Genomic DNA, 17,730 nt, shown 5'->3' with positions numbered 1-17,730 from the left:
ACTCGAACAATATTTAATTCTACGCCGTCATTATTTACCGCATGGTCAGGATTCCGTTGATGATATCGCCGCCGCTATCTGGCTGGACAATCGTCACTGGGAATATACGGAAATAGCCGTGGCCAATGGTGTGGCAAAAGCATTTAAAGGCAATGAATGAAACAATTAGATTTTACATTAAGCCTGATTGATAAATTATCCCGCCCGTTAAAACAGGTGCAAGGTAACGTCACCGGCTTTGCGGAAAAATCAAAAGCAGCCTTTATGCAGATCGGTGGTGGCGTTCTGGCGCTGGCAGGTATCGGGATGGAGATCAAAAGTGCTTTATCACCAGCAATTGAAATGTATGACGCGCTGAATGATGCCGCCGCAAAAGGTATTGATGATTCAGCACTTAAGACAGTTCAGCGTGATGCACTGCGCTTCAGCACAACCTATGGTGCCAGTGCGGTGGAGTTTGTTAAATCCACGGAAAATATTAACGCTTCCATTGCCGGACTGACGGGTAATGAACTGCCGAAGGTGACGAAAGTCGCCAATACCCTGGCTTTTGCGCTCAAGTCCACAGCGGCGGACACGGCGGAATTTATGGGGCAGATGTTCGGTAACTTTTCCGCCGATGCCACCAGACTGAGCAAGGTTGAATTTGCCGAGCAGCTGGCAGGCAAGATGGTTTATATGCGCAAAACCTTTGGCACAGAAATGGCCACTATCAAGGATTTGATGGAAGGTGCGCGCGGCGTCGGGACTAACTACGGCGTGGGACTGGATGAACAACTGGCCGTGCTGGGGCAACTTCAGCGGACGCTGGGAACAGAAGCCAGCAGCGCCTATGAAGGGTTTATGACCGGCGCGGTTGATGGCGCTAAAAAGCTGGGGCTGTCCTTTACTGACTCCACCGGCAAAATGTTGTCCATGCCTGAAATGCTGATCAAGTTGCAAGGCAAATATGGCAAAAGCCTTGAAGGGAATCTGAAAGCCCAGGCGGAACTGGATGCAGCCTTTGGTGACAGTTCGGCAGTGGTTAAACATCTTTACGGCAATGTCGCGTTACTTCAGCGGAACATCACCGAACTGGGCGGTACGGACGGACTGAAGCGTACCCAGGAAATGGCACAAAAAATGGTTAAGCCGTGGGATCGCTTTGTACAAATCCTGAAAGCCATTCAGACCGTGACCGGACTGACGCTGATCCCGGTGCTGTATCCGGTTCTGAATCGCCTGGCTGATATGGGGCAGACCTTTGCACGCTGGATGCAGTTATTTCCTAACATTGCCCGTGTGATTGGTTATGCGTCGGTGGCACTACTGAGCTTTGCCGCCGTGGGTGCGGTTGCCAATATCGTGATGGGGGTATCCAGATTCATCATGATGGGATTACGTGGGATCTGGGGGGCGTTAACGGCGGTTACGAAAATCTACACGGCGACTGTCTGGCTGGCGCAAATGGCGGTAATCGCCTGGAATACCACGCTGAAGTTTTTACGCGGCGCGTTACTGGCAGTACGCATGGCCGCAATGATGACCGGAATTGGTATCAATCTGATGAGCTGGCCAATCCTGCTTGTGATTGGTGCCATTGCGCTGCTTGTTGCTGGTTGTTATCTGCTGGTTAAGCACTGGAACACGATAAAAGCATCGGTGATGAATACCGAAGCCTTTCAGGTATGTGCTGCCGTAGTGAAATGGCTAGCGGGGATCTTTGTTTTAGCCTGGCAATATGTCAGTGATGGATGGAACAGCTTCATTTCTATGCTGACAGGATTTTCACCATCTGAGGCATTAAAGGGAATGGCCACCGGTATTATGTCGCTGTTTGATATTGTCTGGAACTCAATCAAAGAGGGATTTCTTAAGTCGTGGAACTGGATTGTTCAGAAACTGAATGAAATTCCCGGCGTGGATATTTCTCTGGCCAGTGAAACCTTACAGCCACTAACTGGTAATACGCTGTCTACGGGGGGCGATTTAAAAGGTGTGGATAATGGTGGTATCAGTAAAACAATCAGCAGCAACACAACATCTGTAATCGATAACAGCCGGAAAATTGGTGAAGTGCATTTCCATATCAAAGAAGCATTTTCTCCACTCCAGCTTATGGAATGGCAGGAGCTTGGTGCATGAGTAATGTTCTTTATATTGATTTGCTGATTCAGGGCGGTGATTTTGTTCTGAATACCGGTAATGAACCTGAATTATGTAATAACCGAAAAAGCATCGGACAGGACATTATTCATTCCATTATTGAAAGTGGTTTGGCTACGGAATTAATAGCCGAACGTAGCCCGACAATGAGAGCGGATATTTTTACCCGTATGGAATTACTGATTGAATATGATGAACGCATTGTGCCGGGTACGGTGGAAATCAGTGAAGAAAGTCAGAAGCGGCTGTGGGTAACCGCGAGTACATACGATTTTGGTGGGATCTCTGCGCAGGTGGATTTATGACGGAAAAACCGCAGGTTGATTTTGAAGATGTGGTGAAGGACAGCGGTATGCCGGTAACGGAAGCCGAAGTGCGGGAACGCTTCAATGCGATTGCAGCGGATGAGGGAATTATCACCAATACATCCCGAATGTCACCGTTCTGGCGATTAATCACCGCCATTGTGACCGCCCCGGTGATGTGGCTTAAAGATGTTCTGGTGTTAACCGTGCTGGCCAATATGTTTGTGGCCACAGCCAGCGGGAGCATGTTGCGTTTGCTGGCCTGGGCGGTGAACGTCACGGCAAAACCGGCGAGCGCTGCACAGGGGGTGATTCGGTTCTTCAAAGAAGATGCAAAGGCCGTTGTGACGGTCAAAGCCGGGACGGTTATCCAGACAGAACGGATTAACGGGCGAGTTTATGAGCTGGCCACCACTGAAGATGTGGTGATCGCTTCCAGTGCAGCCAGCGCATTACTGCCGGTGCAAGCCACTGGTACCGGGGGCGCTTATAACCTTGCGCCTGGATACTACCGCATTCTGCCGGTGGCGGTTAGTGGTATCAGCCATGTGGCCAGTGAGGAAAACTGGCTGACCGTGCCGGGAGCTGACGAGGAGAGCGATGATGAACTGCGCGAGCGTTGTCGCAATCAGTTCAATCTGGTGGGGAATTACCACACTGATGCGGTTTATCGCTCAATGATCGCCAGCGTTGCTGGGTTGAGTATCGATAGGATTTTCTTTGAGCATGAAGCACCGAGGGGACCTGGAACAGCAAACGCATTTCTATTGCTGGATAGTGGGGTGACATCGGCACCGTTCTTGGATGCAGTGAATGACTATATCAACACCCAGGGGCATCACGGGCATGGTGATGATATGCAGTGTTATCCCATGCCGGAAACGTTTCACGATCTGGCCGTTACGGTTTATGTCGAGAATCTGAATAATTTCAGTGATGAGGAAAGAAAAAGCCTGAAGGATGACGTTGAAAACATTATCCGCTGCGCTTTTCGTGAAAATGCTGATTTTGACGTCAGAAAGACGTGGCCATATTCACGGTTTTCATTTTCACAACTGGGGCGGGAAATTCATAAAACCTTTGCACAGACGGAATCACTGACATTTTCGCTCGGAGACATTACCAGTGAACTGGGCGTGCCGCGTCTGAAATCACTGACGGTGAATATTGATAATGAATGAGTTTATGGAAAAGCTGGCCGGGATGGTCTTGCCTTCCTGGATGAATAAAGGCGAACCGGGGAAATTGCTGAAAACGGCGCAGCGTTTTTGGGCTGAGGTTTACAACTGGGTTACCTGGCCAATAAATCAGTTTGATCCGCTGACGTGTACACCGGCATTACTGAACCTGCTGGCTTATGACCGGGATATTACCCGCTTTGATGGTGAACCGTTGAGCCTGTTTCGCAAACGCGTGGCTTTTGCCTTCGTGAATGCGCGGGATGCTGGTTCAGTACAGGGGTTTATCAATATCTTTGACCGGTTGGGCATCGGTTATGTGGAACTGTTAGAACGGCAACCGAATATCGACTGGGATGTGATTCTGGTTCGGGTTACAGACAGCCAAATTGCAGACAACACGCAGCTGCTGATCCAGATAATCCGCCAGTACGGGCGAACATGCCGCCGTTATCAGTTTGAGGTGATCACGTCTGAAAACCTGGTAATCCGGGCTGGGTGGGATCATGGGGAATATGTGGTTTACCCGGCGACGTTAGCAGGGACGGAAGCCCGCAGCGCAACATTCAGCGCGAGTTTGTAAGGAGATTTTTATGTCACAGACAGCCATCACACTGGCGTTTGAAAACTGGAAAGCACAGCAGGGCGCAACAGGTGAACCGGTACTACTGGACGAATTTGTTTTTGCCAGTGTGCCGGATTTAAACGCGGATATCCCTGTTGATCGCAATGAAGGGTTGCCCACGACAGCACAGATTGTTCACCGGCAAGCTGTTACCCGTACCGGTGTGGTGGATGAAAACAGGGTGGTCTATTCCGTAGTGCTGGGCGCAGATGTGGGGGATTTCAGTTTTAACTGGATTGGTCTGCTCAATAAGGCCAGCGGTACGCTGGCAATGATTGTTCATGCACCAGCACAGCAGAAACTGAAAACAAAAGAAGGGCAACAGGGGAACGTGCTGACCCGCTCGTTTCTGATGGAGTACAACGGTGCACAAACAGAAACTGGGATTAATACGCCTGCTGAAACCTGGCAGATTGATTTTACTGCACGTTTGGCCGGAATTGATGAGCGCCAGCGTCTGGAAAATACAGATATTTATGGCGCGGCGGCGTTTTTTGGTAACGGGTATCTGGTAGCCAAAACCGGCAATCAGTTTTATGTCACGAAAGGCACGGGGTATGTGGCTGGACTGCGTGTGTCACTGGATGCGAATCAGGATATTACAGTGACGACAAAGTCGGTAAAAGTCTGGCTGGATGTGTGCTGGACAGGGATTCTGAGCAGTGTCTGGAGTGTACAGAGTAAAGTCACGGTTGTAGAAAATCTGACTGATTATGTTCAGAACGGTATTCAGCATTTTGTATTTGCGGTGGCCAGCATTGATGTGGATGGCAACATCACGGATTTAAGGCCAAAAGGCAGTCTGAGCGATCAACAGGCCAGCAGCGATTTTTTGCGTAAGGATGCAAACCTTGCCGATATCAATGACAAGGCGGAAGCCAGAAAAAATCTTGGGCTGGGTGAGCTGGCGGTCTTAAGCATTAGCGATGTTGTGCCGGTTGGAGTACCACTTCCTTGGCCTACTGATATTCCACCAGCGGGTCACGCAATCATGCAGGGGCAGGTGTTTGATCCAGTGGCTTACCAGCGACTGGCTATTGCATACCCATCAGGTGTTCTTCCTGATATGCGCCGCCAGACGATCAAAGGAAAACCTGATGGCCGTGCAGTTTTGTCCTATGAAGATGATGGCAATAAATCCCATGCCCACACCGCTAGTGCATTCAGTACCGATCTGGGGACGAAGTCAACATCATCCTTTGACTACGGCACTAGAGCTGTGAGCACATTTGATTACGGAACCAAAACAACCGATACAACTGGTGCACATACTCATACATATGTTAAGGGGCAGGCCACTCAAAACGGAGATATCAATAGAGGTCAGGGCGGCGATAACGTAACAACTGGTAATACGGATTTGGCTGGCAACCATGCTCATATTGTTGGGATTGGCGCACATAACCATTCTGTAGGAATTGGAGCTCACTCTCATACCGTAGCAATAGGCGCACACAGTCACACCATTACCGTCGCCGCGTCGGGCAATGAAGAAACGACCGTTAAAAACATCGTATTTAACTACATAGTGAGACTCGCATAATGACTTTTAAAATGAGTGAAACGGATCAAACAGTTACCGTTTATAACCTGCGTTCTGACACGAATGAATTTATTGGTTTGGGTGACGCTTTTATACCTGCGCATACCGGACTACCAGCCAACTGCACCACAATAAAACCACCGGTAATAAAAGAGGGGTTTGTGGCAATTTATGATTCAGAGAAGCAAAAATGGGTTTCTCGTGAGGATCATCGTGGTGAGGTGTTGTTTGATACAGAAAACGGCAATGAGCTGGTGATCACCGAGCCAGGCGCTTACCCGGAAGGGACAACCACGTTAGCACCGGCTAATGCCTGGCAAAAATGGAATGGTAAGGCGTGGGTGGATGATGCGGATGCCATGCGAATTGCATTAGTCAGCGAGGCAGGCACCGAAAAGAAAAGACTACTTAAACAGGCCAATGACGCTATTGCCACATTGCAGGATGCCGTTGATTTAGACATGGCGACCGAAGAAGAAGCACTGCTGCTTACCGCCTGGAAAAAATACCGCGTTTTACTGAACCGTATTCAACCGGAAAATGCGCCGCAAATTGTATGGCCGGAGATACCTGGAAATGTGGCGTGAAGCACATCTGGCCTTCACGGATTCTGTTGCTGCGCTGAACTGTTCGATCATCCCTGCGCATCCGTGGATTTATGGGCTGGGACAGCAGACAGCGAACGGGGCATATCTCAGCCCGGTAAATGCCGTTCGCTATCTTGCTGAACGCCTGGCCGGAACAGGGGGGAATGCGGATGTGGTGATTATGATGGTCACCGGACAGACGCAGGAAAACTTTATGACCAGCCTGAATAACCTGGTCGGGATTTTCCCCGCTCCGGCATTCACGCAGGTCAAACGGCTGGCACAATCCGCCGCAGCGCTGGCTATTGAAAAGATGCAAATTCCGGCGAAAGCCGCCGAAGCGTTACCTGCGTCCATTCCACTGTCTGTACCAACCAGCAGGGCAGCTTTATCTGCTGCTGCAATCAGTCAGGCACAAAAGGTGGCGGGTGCCGGGTTTGATATCGAAGGGCTGAAAAAACAGCTGGGCGAGTTCACGCAGTTGCGTGACCAGCTTATCAGTGATGTGGCCAGCGGCCTGAATGATTTACAGGGAAAAAGTGCCAGAGCGTGGGTTTTTACTGCCAGCGGAGACACCGGCACCACGTTACTGGAACTGATGAAGGACATTCCGCAGCAGCCTGCCGTTTACACCGCTGCCATGATGCTGGTTGGTGATAATCTTGATGGAATAAAGGGAATGATTCATGACTTCGATCCCGACACTGGCGCTTAATGGCGAGGCCATCCAGCTGAAAAACATGCGGGTGACTGTTTCACAGCAATTTCAGGATAAAGATCAGTCCGGCCAGACCAGCGCCACAACAAAATCAGAGCAGGGAGCAAAGGGAAAGGAACTGCGGATCAGCGGTGAAATACCTTTTAAACAGCCTGGAATACTAAAGCGTATTTTTGAGCTGGCCAGTACTACCGATGCCAGTGGTAATCGCCAGAAATACCGCGTGGTGCATGAAGTTGCCCGTGCTGTTAATTTTCGTGAAGCAACGTTCAGCGGAACGGTGGATGCCCCCCAGCAGGATGGGAAAATGTCCTGGCTGGTGACATTCACACTGGCGGAACATATCAGCGTGCAGGAAAAGCAAGAGGCTAGGGCAACAGGTAAGACGACCGCAAAAAAACAGACTGCCGTTAGTGCGGGACAGTCCGGTGGCCAGTCTGCCGGAGAAGATGAAGAAAAACTGACGTGGTTTGAACGCAAGGTACTGAAGCCCGTCAATGATGCTTTGGGTTAATGATGAAACCAGTAAAACGCCTATACCTTTCAATGGATGAAGTTCACCTGGTGGATGCCAGCTTGGTACTGGAGCTGAACAGCTGCGGCCGGGGCTTCATCACTGCAGAGACAACAACAGATTACACCGGAAAACTGGTGCGGCTGGATGTGGGCTATACCGATCTGCTTTTGCGCTGGTTTACGGGGTACGTGGAGCGATCGCAGCCCGCTGAAAACGGTTTTCAGCGTCTGTTCATTCGTGAGTTGGCAGGTGTGTTTGAAAGGATGTGGCCATGTTCGTTTCAACACCCGACTTTGCATGAGATTGCGGTCTGGTTGGAAGAAAACAGCGGGATCACGGTCAGTGTGCCTGACGCACAGTACAGCGATACCCCTATCCCACATTTTACCCATAACGGTACTGGTTATCAGTTGCTGAACAATCTGGGAAGAGCGTTCAGTATCCAGGATTACATCTGGTACCAGTTGCCTGATGGTTCGCTTTACGTCGGTGGCGCAGAAAAGTCATTGTTTGCTGGTCGCCCCGTAGAAATCCCGTCAGAGTTCAGCCAGGGAGCTGCTTGCGGTAACTCTGTGACATTACCTGTGATCCAGACAATGCGGCCAGGGGTAGAAATGAACGGTGAGCGCGTGACTAAAGTTCACCTGACGAATGACACGATGGCGATCACATGGACGCCGAGAAACCGCGCAACGGGTAAACCTTTGCAGAAAACGCCGGTGCAACGGCAGATTGAAAGCCATTACCCGGAAATGGCATCCGGGCTTCATTTGCCAAAGACGGCCAGAGTCGTGGCGCACTCAGAGCCGGTAAAAAGTGGTAACTTTGCCGATCCCTTCCGGCCACGTTATGCCGTGGACGTGCAGCTGCTTGACGCAGACGGAAACCCGGACAATCAGACGCCTGTTTACTCAGCGGTGCCGCTGCCGGTACCAATGGCCGGAAATGATTCAGGCATGTTTCAGTTTCCGCCAGAAGGGACACTGGTTGAGGTCGCGTTCACGGGAGGCAGACCGGATAAACCCTTTATCAGGCAGACGCTACCGGATGGTACCAGCCTGCCGGACGTTAAACCCGGTGAGCAATTACAGCAGCAGCGGGAAGAAGTATCCCAGAGGGTGACTCAGGCTGGAGACTGGGTAAGGCAGACCGATCAGACCATTAGCGAAACATCGATGGCTCGAACCGTAAAAGCCGATACGGAACAGCGCGAACTGGTCAGCCGTGAAACCACGGTGAAAGCCACGGATAAAACTACGGTACTGGGAACCGCCACATTGCTGGCCGGAGCCATCCAGCAGGTCAGCGCCGGTGATTATAGTCAGGCGGTGAAAGGTAACAGGCTGTCCAGTATTGAAGGAAACGAAGAAACGGACATAACAGGACAGCAGTCCACTAAAGTGGGGGGGGCTGTAGTCGTGGAGGTTGGCGAAAGCCTGACAGAGAAGATTGCCGCATTGCGTAAATCAGTGGCCGCTGGAGGTCAGCAGGTCATGGGGGCAACTGTCCATATTGGCAGTGAGAGTATCAACGCCCTAACCATGATGTTGGACACCATTGATTTACTGGAAGAGCTGGCGCAGCAATGCGCGAGCCATTCGCACCCCTCCGTTGGGACGCCAACCAATGCCGCCGCGTTCACCCAGACAGGGACGAAAGCCGGGCAGACCCGGGAAAAATATCAGGGGATTATTGCCTAATGCTGACACTCACATGATAAGTTGAAACGTTCGGGACTTACTAATAGCAGTATTTCACTTGTTGTGTAGTTCAGAATAGTTAGAGGTGGAGTGCGTATCAAGCGGTAGTAGTTGTACGGCTCTGCGGGTTATAAAGACACTATTGGCAGGAATGTTTCGGTTAACGAATGACATAGCACCAATTGTCACGTTATCACCAATGGTCAGATCATCACCGATGATGCATGAATTTGCGCCAATCTCGACATTGTCTCCGATCCTGATGGCTTTGATTCCTTCAACTGTTTTTAATCCAATCGTTGTGTTTTGTCGGATACGAACATTTTTTCCAATCACAGCCTGGGGACAAATGACTATTCCAACGAAGTGATAAATTTTGAATTTTTCCCCGATCTGTGCCCCCAATCCAATATCAGTATTGTATTTTGAAACAAGTCTCCGGTGGATTCTTCGTGCCCACTTAATACTTGATTTTCCTCCCTGACAGTAAAGGCAATTCGCTATCCTCCACCAACACATGAATCTGTGTCCGGGTTGTCTCCAGCAACGTAGTATGATTCTCCTCCAGGAGAATTTTTTACTACTGTGCAGTATGTCCGCGCACAACAACTTCTTCATATCCTCATAATGCGACTTTTTGTTGTTACTCATAAATTATTCTCCCTAATAATCCTGAGGATTATCGTACATGAGAATGATCTGATTTTCTGCTAACAACATTAAGTTATGTGGTCGGAACTGATAATTGGTTACTTAATCCAAAATAATTAGTTGAATTGCTAACAAAACATCTTTCTTATCTTGCCATAGACGTCGTCAGACGGTTTATTAACCCTTTAATAACAAACCTAACTTGGTCACTAAGTATAAAAGATCAGAATTGTAGCGTTGTGTCGGTATGGTGATATGGCGACAAAATAAATCCTTCGCTGACAAAAACGGCACTACACCGCACCCGCCTGCGATTTCTGGATCTGGAAATTTTTCCAGTTTTATTTTTCTACAAACCAGAGCGCCAGACCGCGCCATTACTGGCGGCTTTGCGGAGAACAGAAACTGAAAAGATTGAAAAGAATTTCAGTGTTTTTCAGTTTTATGGATCGTTCTAGAAACTGGGTGAAGATATAACTACAAGATATATAAGGATAAAATTTATTTATTTGATGTTGGCTGAATAGTTTAGATTAAATCATAGAATTCTAATTTTACAGATGATACTAGAGTTGGTCTGGGACAAGGGGGAATAGAGAACAAGGAGGAAACTGAACATTAATGTATACAATAAATTGATGGCATTTCATTCAACTATTTTGGAAAGGATGTGAAAAATCAGGAGGCAAAATCATCATAAAGCATAATTTAACAAGTAAAATTGACGGATTTTGCCATAATCAGGAGATTAATCCTTGTTTGTTGCGGTTTTTGGAGTATCTTCAGGGTATTCTATGGAGGTCTTATGCTTATTGAATTTTCAATAAAAAATTATAAATCAGTTGCAGAAACACAAACATTCTCAATGGTTGCTTCTAAAATCAATGAGTTACGAGATAATATCATCAAATTGGATGAGCCAAACAAGATTGAATTGTTAAAATCTGCTGCGATTTACGGTGCCAATGCGGCAGGCAAATCGAACTTTATGGATGGTGTGGATACCATGGCCGCTATCATTGTTCAATCTGCAACCCGCTACAAAGCTGGCGATTCTTTGCCAGTAGAGCCATTCAAACTTGATGATGTTTTCATAAATGAACCTACTGAGTTTGATATTAGTTTTATTGCAAATGGAACAAGATATCAGTATGGATTTACAGCAACACAAAAAATGATTCATGAGGAGTGGCTTTTTGCTTTTCCTAAAGGCAGACAGCAAAGATGGTTTGTTCGTGCCTGGAATGCGGATGCCGAAGAATATGACTGGGATATGGGGGCATCATTAAATGGTGAGAAACAAACGTGGCAAAAGTCTACAAGGCCAAATGCTTTGTTTTTATCCACGGCAGTTCAGCTTAATAGTCATCAACTAAGACCTATATATGACTGGTTTAATTGTCGTTTGCGGTTTACAAATGTGGCTGGCTGGAACAATGATTTCAGTGCGGAACTGTGCTTTGAGAATAAGAAAGAGGATGTTCTGAAGTTTTTGAAAGCCGCTGATGTGGGTATTGATGATATTCTTGTAACCAAAGAAAAATTCAATCCCAATGATATTCCTGATGGAATGCCTGAATCGCTTAAAGAAATGATGATTAAGAATTTAAAAGATGAAGAACGCTATAATATTAAAACGCTTCATAAAAATACATCAGGTCGATTAGTACCATTTGATTTTGATTCTGAGTCTGATGGTACACGCAAGCTTTTCAGCTTTGCTGGACCTTGGATTGATAGTCTTAATGAGGGCAATGTGCTAATGATAGATGAGTTACATGACAACCTTCATCCTAAGCTAGTAGGTTTCTTAGTAGGGTTGTTTAATAATCCAGAAACAAATCCTAAAAACGCACAGCTTGTTTTTTCCACTCATGAAACATCTATTCTAAATCAAAGTGTTTTTAGAAGAGACCAAATTTGGTTCTGTGAGAAAGATGCTATTAAATCGACTAAGTTGTATCCTCTTACTGATTTTAGCCCAAGAAAAGGTAGGGATAATTTAGAAACTTCATATTTAGAAGGAAGGTATGGGGCTTTGCCTTTCATCAGAAAAGTGGAGTTCTTGTAATGGCAAGAGATGATTTTAAAAATAGGCGTAAGCCTAAAAGCTTATCTTCATTCAGGAGAAAGGGGCAGACTCGCTCACCTTATTTGAAGGTTTTAATTATTTGTGAAGGTAGTAAAACAGAACCCAATTATTTTGAAGAGATTAGGGAGTATTATAGTTTAAACTCTGCGAATGTTGAAATTAGTGGTGAATGTGGTTCCAACCCGATGAGTGTCGTGAATTTTGCGAAAGAAGTGTATAAAAAACATCGCGACACTAATGCTCCATTTGATAGAGTTTTTTGCGTAATTGACAGGGATGCGCACCCTGATTATCAGACTGCGAAGGAAACTGTAAGGCAGTTAACCCCATATGGTGTTTATGAAATAATTGACTCAGTGCCTTGCTTTGAATTTTGGCTGCTCTTGCATCATGAATATACTGCAGCATCTTTTGAAAGATTAAGCGGGAATAGTGCAGGGAACCAGGTTCTCACTCGACTAAAAAGCCACATGCCAGATTATGGTAAGGGTTCGAAGAAAATATTCACTCAATTGCTTGAGAAATTACCAGATGCAATGAAACATGCAAATCGATTAGAGAAGGCAATATTAGCAAGTGGAGTTGAAAATCCTGCAACAAAAGTTCATAAGCTTGTGGATTTTTTACAAAAACTTAATCAACCAGAGATGTTGAAAAAAACTGCTTAGCTTAATCAGTTGTAGGAAATTGGTTTTTAGTGAAGGTATCTGAAAAGCCACATATGTGGCTTTTTTATCAATTGATTAATGCTGCCCGGATAGGATAGCGCATAAATTAACCAGTATTCGTTTTTGCTACGTGAGACATTTTTGCGACACTTAGACTATTTTGTTATTGAAAACTACCTATATACGCTGCTTTTGATGAATTCAGAAAGCTATATTATATAGCTATTGCTAAAACGTTAAATTTTTGTGCCTTAGCAACTCTGGTTTACAATGTGTGCACGAAATGAGAACGCTATCCATGCGTCACCATAATGAGGAAGCACAATGAGTCGTCGCGCAGGTACGCCAACAGCAAAAAAAGTGACGCAGTTAGTGAACGTGGAAGAGCACGTTGAAGGATTCCGCCAGGTCAGAGAGGCACATCGCCGTGAGCTTATCGACGATTACGTTGAGCTGATTTCTGACCTGATGATGGAGGTGGGAGAAGCGCGCCAGGTTGATATGGCCGCCCGTCTGGGAGTCTCTCAACCTACGGTGGCTAAAATGCTTAAGCGCCTGGCAACAATGGGATTGATTGAAATGATCCCCTGGCGTGGCGTGTTTTTAACGGCGGAAGGAGAGAAGCTGGCACAGGAAAGCCGCGAGCGGCATCAGATAGTTGAAAACTTCTTGCTGGTATTGGGCGTTAGCCCGGAAATAGCCCGTCGCGACGCAGAAGGCATGGAGCACCATGTCAGTGAAGAGACGCTGGACGCCTTTCGTTTGTTTACCCAGAAACACGGTGCCAAATGAGTCTGCCTTTTTTACGCACGCTGCAAGGCGATCGCTTTTTTCAGTTATTAATTCTCGTTGGCATCGGATTAAGTTTTTTCGTTCCTTTCACACCTAAGTCCTGGCCTGGCGCTATTGACTGGCACACCATCATCACCTTAAGTGGCCTGATGCTGCTGACCAAAGGCGTCGAGTTAAGCGGTTATTTTGATGTGCTTGGGCGCAAAATGGTGCGCCGTTTTGCTACTGAGCGTCGACTGGCGATGTTTATGGTGCTGGCAGCGGCGCTGCTTTCTACATTTCTGACCAACGACGTCGCGCTGTTTATTGTTGTTCCGCTGACCATCACGCTAAAAAGACTGTGTGAGATCCCGGTTAATCGGCTGATTATTTTCGAGGCGTTGGCGGTGAATGCCGGATCGTTGCTGACGCCGATTGGCAATCCGCAAAATATCCTAATCTGGGGACGCTCTGATCTTTCGTTTGTCGGTTTTATTGCCCAAATGGCCCCGCTGGCTGGTGCGATGATGCTGACACTACTGCTGCTGTGTTGGTGTTGTTTCCCTGGAAAGGCGCTGCAATACCATACTGGTTCGCAGATGCCGGAGTGGAAGCCTCGGCTGGTGTGGAGTTGTCTGGGGCTGTATATCGTCTTTCTTACGACGCTTGAGCTAAAACAAGAGCTGTGGGGGCTGGTGATTGTGGCGGCGGGCTTTGCGCTGCTGGCGCGTCGCGTGGTGCTGAGCGTGGACTGGACGTTGCTGCTGGTGTTTATGGCGATGTTTATCGACGTCCATTTACTGACCCAACTTCCGGTATTACAGGGCGTGTTGAGCAACGTGAGTCATTTATCTGAACCTGGATTATGGCTGACGGCGATTGGTTTATCGCAGGTAATCAGTAACGTGCCGAGCACGATTTTGCTGCTCAATTATGTGCCACCGTCTTTACTACTGGCATGGGCGGTAAACGTAGGTGGCTTTGGTTTATTACCCGGATCGCTGGCAAATTTGATTGCGCTACGGATGGCGAACGATCGCCGTATCTGGTGGCGTTTCCATCTCTATTCAATACCGATGCTGTTGTGGGCGGCGCTGGTGGGATATGTTTTGTTGGTTATGATCCCGGCGGGGTAAGGTCGGGCAAATTAAAAAGGCGGATTATTAGTGTCCGCCTCTGATTGTTGGTAATACGCGCTTTGTTCATGCCGGATGCGGCCTACAAAAACTTGCGGATTCAATATATTGCAGGTTCTGCGTAGGCCTGATAAGCGTAGCGCATCAGGCAATTATGTATTGCCATCAGCAGCCTCAGGCGGATTATCACTCCGCCTTCTGCTTTAAGTTTTGAAGGTTAATTCAGACGAACCGGCATCCCGGAACGGTTTTGAATAGCCTGGTCCAGAACCGCCTGATCAACGTCTGGCTGACCAGTCACTGTCTGCACGCTCTTCGTCAGAGTAATCGGTACAATTTCCTGACCTTCAAACTGGGCTTCGGTGGTAGACAGCGGGTTATGGACTTCAATATAACGGCTGCCGTCTGGCTCGGTAGTCGCTTTTACCGGCTCATCAATAAACTGCACGCGAGTACCGACTGGCACTTTCTCGAACAGGAATTTAATGTCTTCGTTACGCAGACGCACACAGCCGTGGCTTACGCGCAGACCGATACCGAAGTTAGCGTTGGTGCCGTGGATAGCGTACAGGCGACCGATGTACAGTGCATACAGCCCCATCGGGTTATCCGGGCCAGCCGGAACGACAGCCGGAAGCGGTTCGCCTGCTGCGCGGTACTCGGCGTGCATTTTGGCGGTCGGTGTCCAGGTCGGGCCTGCTTTCTTACGCTCTACTTTGGTGGTCCAGTTGATAGGTGTGTCTTTACCTAACTGACCAATCCCGATCGGCAACACGATAACGGTGTTGGTCCCTTTCGGATAGTAGTACAAACGCATCTCTGCGCTGTTAATCACGATACCTTCATGTACGGTATCTGGCAGGATCAACTGCTGTGGAATGTTCAGTACGGTGCCGCCTTTCGGCAGGAAGGTATCCACACCAGGGTTAGCTTCCATCATGTTGGAAAGACCCATCTGGTACTCGGCAGCAAAATACTCCAGCGGCTGAGTGTTACCTTCAGGGATAGTGATCACCTGATTCTGACCAACCAGGCGACTCCCGTCGGTTGGCAGAGGATAAGTTACCGCAGAGGCGGTACTGCAAAAGCCGACAACAGCGAAGGCCGCTGCGAATAATGTTTTCAATTTCATATTCATGTTAAGCGAGATTTAGTGCCTGGCAGGCCATTAGGTTGAGAATATTAGAGTATTGGAAGCGCATTATATGTTCATTCCAGCTAACAGTGAAATCAGATGTGTACTAAATCACATTTTTTGCCTTTGGGAAGAGTGTAGACCTTAAGCGGGGGACGGGATCTTCTTTCAGACTTATGGCATAATACGCGGTTTGTCATATCTCTTTTCAGGATACGCCTGTGTTAGTTTCCAGTAACGTCACCATGCAGTTCGGCAGTAAGCCGTTGTTTGAAAACATTTCCGTCAAATTTGGCGGCGGCAACCGTTACGGCCTGATTGGCGCGAACGGTAGTGGTAAATCCACCTTTATGAAAATCCTCGGCGGCGACCTTGAGCCGACGCTGGGCAACGTTTCCCTCGATCCGAATGAGCGCATTGGTAAGCTGCGCCAGGATCAATTTGCCTTTGAAGAGTACACCGTGCTGGATACGGTGATCATGGGGCATAAAGAGTTGTGGGAAGTGAAGCAAGAGCGCGACCGCATCTATGCTTTGCCGGAAATGAGCGAAGAAGATGGCTACAAAGTGGCCGATCTGGAAGTGAAATACGGCGAAATGGACGGTTACTCTGCAGAATCGCGTGCGGGGGAATTGTTGCTTGGCGTCGGTATTCCACTGGAACAACACTACGGCCCGATGAGTGAAGTTGCTCCTGGCTGGAAACTGCGTGTGCTGCTGGCGCAGGCGCTGTTTGCTGACCCGGACATTCTCCTGCTCGACGAACCGACCAACAACCTGGACATCGACACCATTCGCTGGCTGGAGCAGGTGCTGAACGAGCGTGACAGCACTATGATCATCATTTCGCACGACCGTCACTTCCTCAACATGGTTTGTACTCACATGGCGGATCTGGACTACGGCGAACTGCGCGTTTATCCGGGCAACTACGATGAGTACATGACGGCCGCGACCCAGGCGCGTGAACGTCTGCTGGCTGATAACGCCAAGAAGAAAGCGCAGATTGCTGAGCTGCAATCCTTCGTTAGCCGCTTTAGCGCCAACGCCTCGAAATCTCGCCAGGCGACTTCGCGCGCGCGTCAGATTGATAAAATCAAACTGGAAGAGGTGAAAGCCTCCAGCCGTCAGAACCCATTCATCCGTTTTGAACAGGATAAGAAACTGTTCCGTAACGCGCTGGAAGTGGAAGGTCTGACTAAAGGTTTTGATAACGGTCCGCTGTTTAAAAATCTCAACCTGCTGCTGGAAGTCGGTGAAAAACTTGCGGTACTCGGCACCAACGGCGTCGGTAAATCGACCCTGTTGAAAACGTTGGTGGGCGATCTGCAACCGGACAGCGGCACCGTAAAATGGTCTGAGAACGCGCGCATTGGTTACTATGCCCAGGACCACGAATATGAGTTCGAAAATGATCTGACCGTGTTCGAATGGATGAGTCAGTGGAAGCAAGAAGGCGATGATGAGCAGGCGGTACGCAGCATTCTTGGTCGTTTACTGTTCAGCCAGGACGACATCAAAAAGCCTGCGAAAGTGCTTTCCGGTGGGGAAAAAGGGCGGATGCTGTTTGGTAAGTTAATGATGCAGAAACCGAACATTCTGATCATGGACGAACCGACCAACCACCTGGATATGGAATCCATCGAGTCACTGAACATGGCGCTGGAACTGTATCAGGGTACGCTGATCTTTGTTTCTCACGACCGTGAGTTTGTAAGCTCCCTGGCAACCCGCATTCTGGAAATCACCCCGGAACGCGTGATCGACTTTAGCGGTAATTACGAAGATTATCTGCGTAGCAGAGGGATCGAGTAAGTTATTGCCCGTCACCCCGATACAGTCGGGGTGACGGCGGCTGAGGACAAACGCAAGATTGCCTGATGCGCTACGCTTATCAGGCCTACGCAGTCCCTGCAATGTATTGAATCTGCAAGCCGTTTTAGGTCGGATAAGGCGGTAA

At 48.2% G+C, this 17,730-nt stretch carries 16 protein-coding genes; 14 read left to right on the top strand and 2 right to left on the bottom strand.

All coding sequences use genetic code 11. The features are described from left to right. The first annotated feature begins 156 nt into the window (after positions 1 to 156). From D9597_RS09205 to D9597_RS09165, 9 genes are read left to right on the top strand one after another with little or no spacing between them, the layout of a single operon-like run. A complete protein-coding gene (locus tag D9597_RS09205; protein ID WP_130222182.1) occupies positions 157 to 2,124 on the top strand; it encodes a phage tail tape measure protein in 1,968 nt (655 codons plus the stop codon). Then, the gene (locus D9597_RS09200) at positions 2,121 to 2,450 is read left to right on the top strand and encodes a DUF2590 family protein (protein WP_130214817.1); all 330 of its coding nucleotides are present in this window, start codon (positions 2,121 to 2,123) and stop codon (positions 2,448 to 2,450) included. The genes D9597_RS09205 and D9597_RS09200 overlap by 4 nt, the downstream gene beginning before the upstream one ends. Next, positions 2,447 to 3,631, top strand: coding sequence for a baseplate J/gp47 family protein (locus tag D9597_RS09195; protein ID WP_130222181.1), 1,185 nt, complete (start codon positions 2,447 to 2,449; stop codon positions 3,629 to 3,631). The genes D9597_RS09200 and D9597_RS09195 overlap by 4 nt, the downstream gene beginning before the upstream one ends. Next, the gene (locus tag D9597_RS09190) at positions 3,624 to 4,211 is read left to right on the top strand and encodes a phage tail protein (RefSeq protein WP_130222180.1); all 588 of its coding nucleotides are present in this window, start codon (positions 3,624 to 3,626) and stop codon (positions 4,209 to 4,211) included. Before D9597_RS09195 ends, D9597_RS09190 begins: the two co-directional genes overlap by 8 nt. 10 nt (positions 4,212 to 4,221) lie before the next feature. Continuing rightward, a complete protein-coding gene (locus D9597_RS09185; RefSeq protein WP_130222179.1) occupies positions 4,222 to 5,796 on the top strand; it encodes a phage tail protein in 1,575 nt (524 codons plus the stop codon). Next, positions 5,796 to 6,383, top strand: coding sequence for a tail fiber assembly protein (locus D9597_RS09180; protein ID WP_130222178.1), 588 nt, complete (start codon positions 5,796 to 5,798; stop codon positions 6,381 to 6,383). The genes D9597_RS09185 and D9597_RS09180 overlap by 1 nt, the downstream gene beginning before the upstream one ends. Next, positions 6,373 to 7,098, top strand: coding sequence for a hypothetical protein (locus D9597_RS09175; protein ID WP_130222177.1), 726 nt, complete (start codon positions 6,373 to 6,375; stop codon positions 7,096 to 7,098). Before D9597_RS09180 ends, D9597_RS09175 begins: the two co-directional genes overlap by 11 nt. Beyond that, positions 7,070 to 7,615 carry a hypothetical protein gene (locus D9597_RS09170; protein WP_130222176.1) on the top strand — a complete coding sequence of 182 codons (546 nt, stop codon included), beginning with the start codon at positions 7,070 to 7,072 and terminating at the stop codon, positions 7,613 to 7,615. The genes D9597_RS09175 and D9597_RS09170 overlap by 29 nt, the downstream gene beginning before the upstream one ends. After that, on the top strand, positions 7,615 to 9,318 hold the full coding sequence (locus D9597_RS09165; RefSeq protein WP_205712907.1) for a hypothetical protein: 1,704 nt from the start codon (positions 7,615 to 7,617) through the stop codon (positions 9,316 to 9,318). The genes D9597_RS09170 and D9597_RS09165 overlap by 1 nt, the downstream gene beginning before the upstream one ends. A 54-nt stretch (positions 9,319 to 9,372) precedes the next feature. On the opposite strand, the gene D9597_RS09160 is transcribed toward D9597_RS09165, so the two are convergent. Beyond that, a complete protein-coding gene (locus D9597_RS09160) occupies positions 9,373 to 9,837 on the bottom strand; it encodes a serine acetyltransferase (RefSeq protein ID WP_240780426.1) in 465 nt (154 codons plus the stop codon). Between the two features lie 937 nt (positions 9,838 to 10,774). Between D9597_RS09160 and D9597_RS09150 the strand changes: the two genes are divergently transcribed. The 4 genes from D9597_RS09150 (at position 10,775) to D9597_RS09135 (ending at position 14,636) form a co-directional block, all read left to right on the top strand. Then, positions 10,775 to 12,040, top strand: coding sequence for an ATP-binding protein (locus D9597_RS09150; protein ID WP_130222174.1), 1,266 nt, complete (start codon positions 10,775 to 10,777; stop codon positions 12,038 to 12,040). Then, entirely contained in the window at positions 12,040 to 12,729 is a 690-nt protein-coding gene (locus tag D9597_RS09145) for an RloB family protein (RefSeq protein ID WP_130222173.1), read from the top strand. Before D9597_RS09150 ends, D9597_RS09145 begins: the two co-directional genes overlap by 1 nt. 324 nt (positions 12,730 to 13,053) lie before the next feature. Further along, a complete protein-coding gene (gene mntR, locus D9597_RS09140; protein WP_130214798.1) occupies positions 13,054 to 13,521 on the top strand; it encodes a manganese-binding transcriptional regulator MntR in 468 nt (155 codons plus the stop codon). Beyond that, positions 13,518 to 14,636 (top strand): anion transporter, encoded by a 1,119-nt coding sequence (locus D9597_RS09135; protein ID WP_130222172.1) that lies wholly within the window; start codon positions 13,518 to 13,520, stop codon positions 14,634 to 14,636. Before mntR ends, D9597_RS09135 begins: the two co-directional genes overlap by 4 nt. A gap of 217 nt (positions 14,637 to 14,853) precedes the next feature. Here D9597_RS09135 and ldtB read toward each other — a convergent pair whose 3' ends face one another. Then, positions 14,854 to 15,774, bottom strand: coding sequence for a L,D-transpeptidase (ldtB, locus tag D9597_RS09130; RefSeq protein ID WP_001056379.1), 921 nt, complete (start codon positions 15,772 to 15,774; stop codon positions 14,854 to 14,856). Positions 15,775 to 15,992: 218 nt separating this feature from the next. On the opposite strand from ldtB, the gene D9597_RS09125 reads away from it, so the two are divergent. After that, positions 15,993 to 17,585: an ABC-F family ATPase gene (locus D9597_RS09125; RefSeq protein ID WP_130205149.1), complete on the top strand. Its 1,593-nt coding sequence runs from the start codon at positions 15,993 to 15,995 to the stop codon at positions 17,583 to 17,585. Positions 17,586 to 17,730 lie beyond the last annotated feature (145 nt).

Source organism: Escherichia sp. E13S3, from assembly GCF_004212325.1.
In the GTDB taxonomy this organism is placed as follows: domain Bacteria; phylum Pseudomonadota; class Gammaproteobacteria; order Enterobacterales; family Enterobacteriaceae; genus Escherichia.
This window is presented reverse-complemented; position numbering and strand designations above follow the sequence as displayed.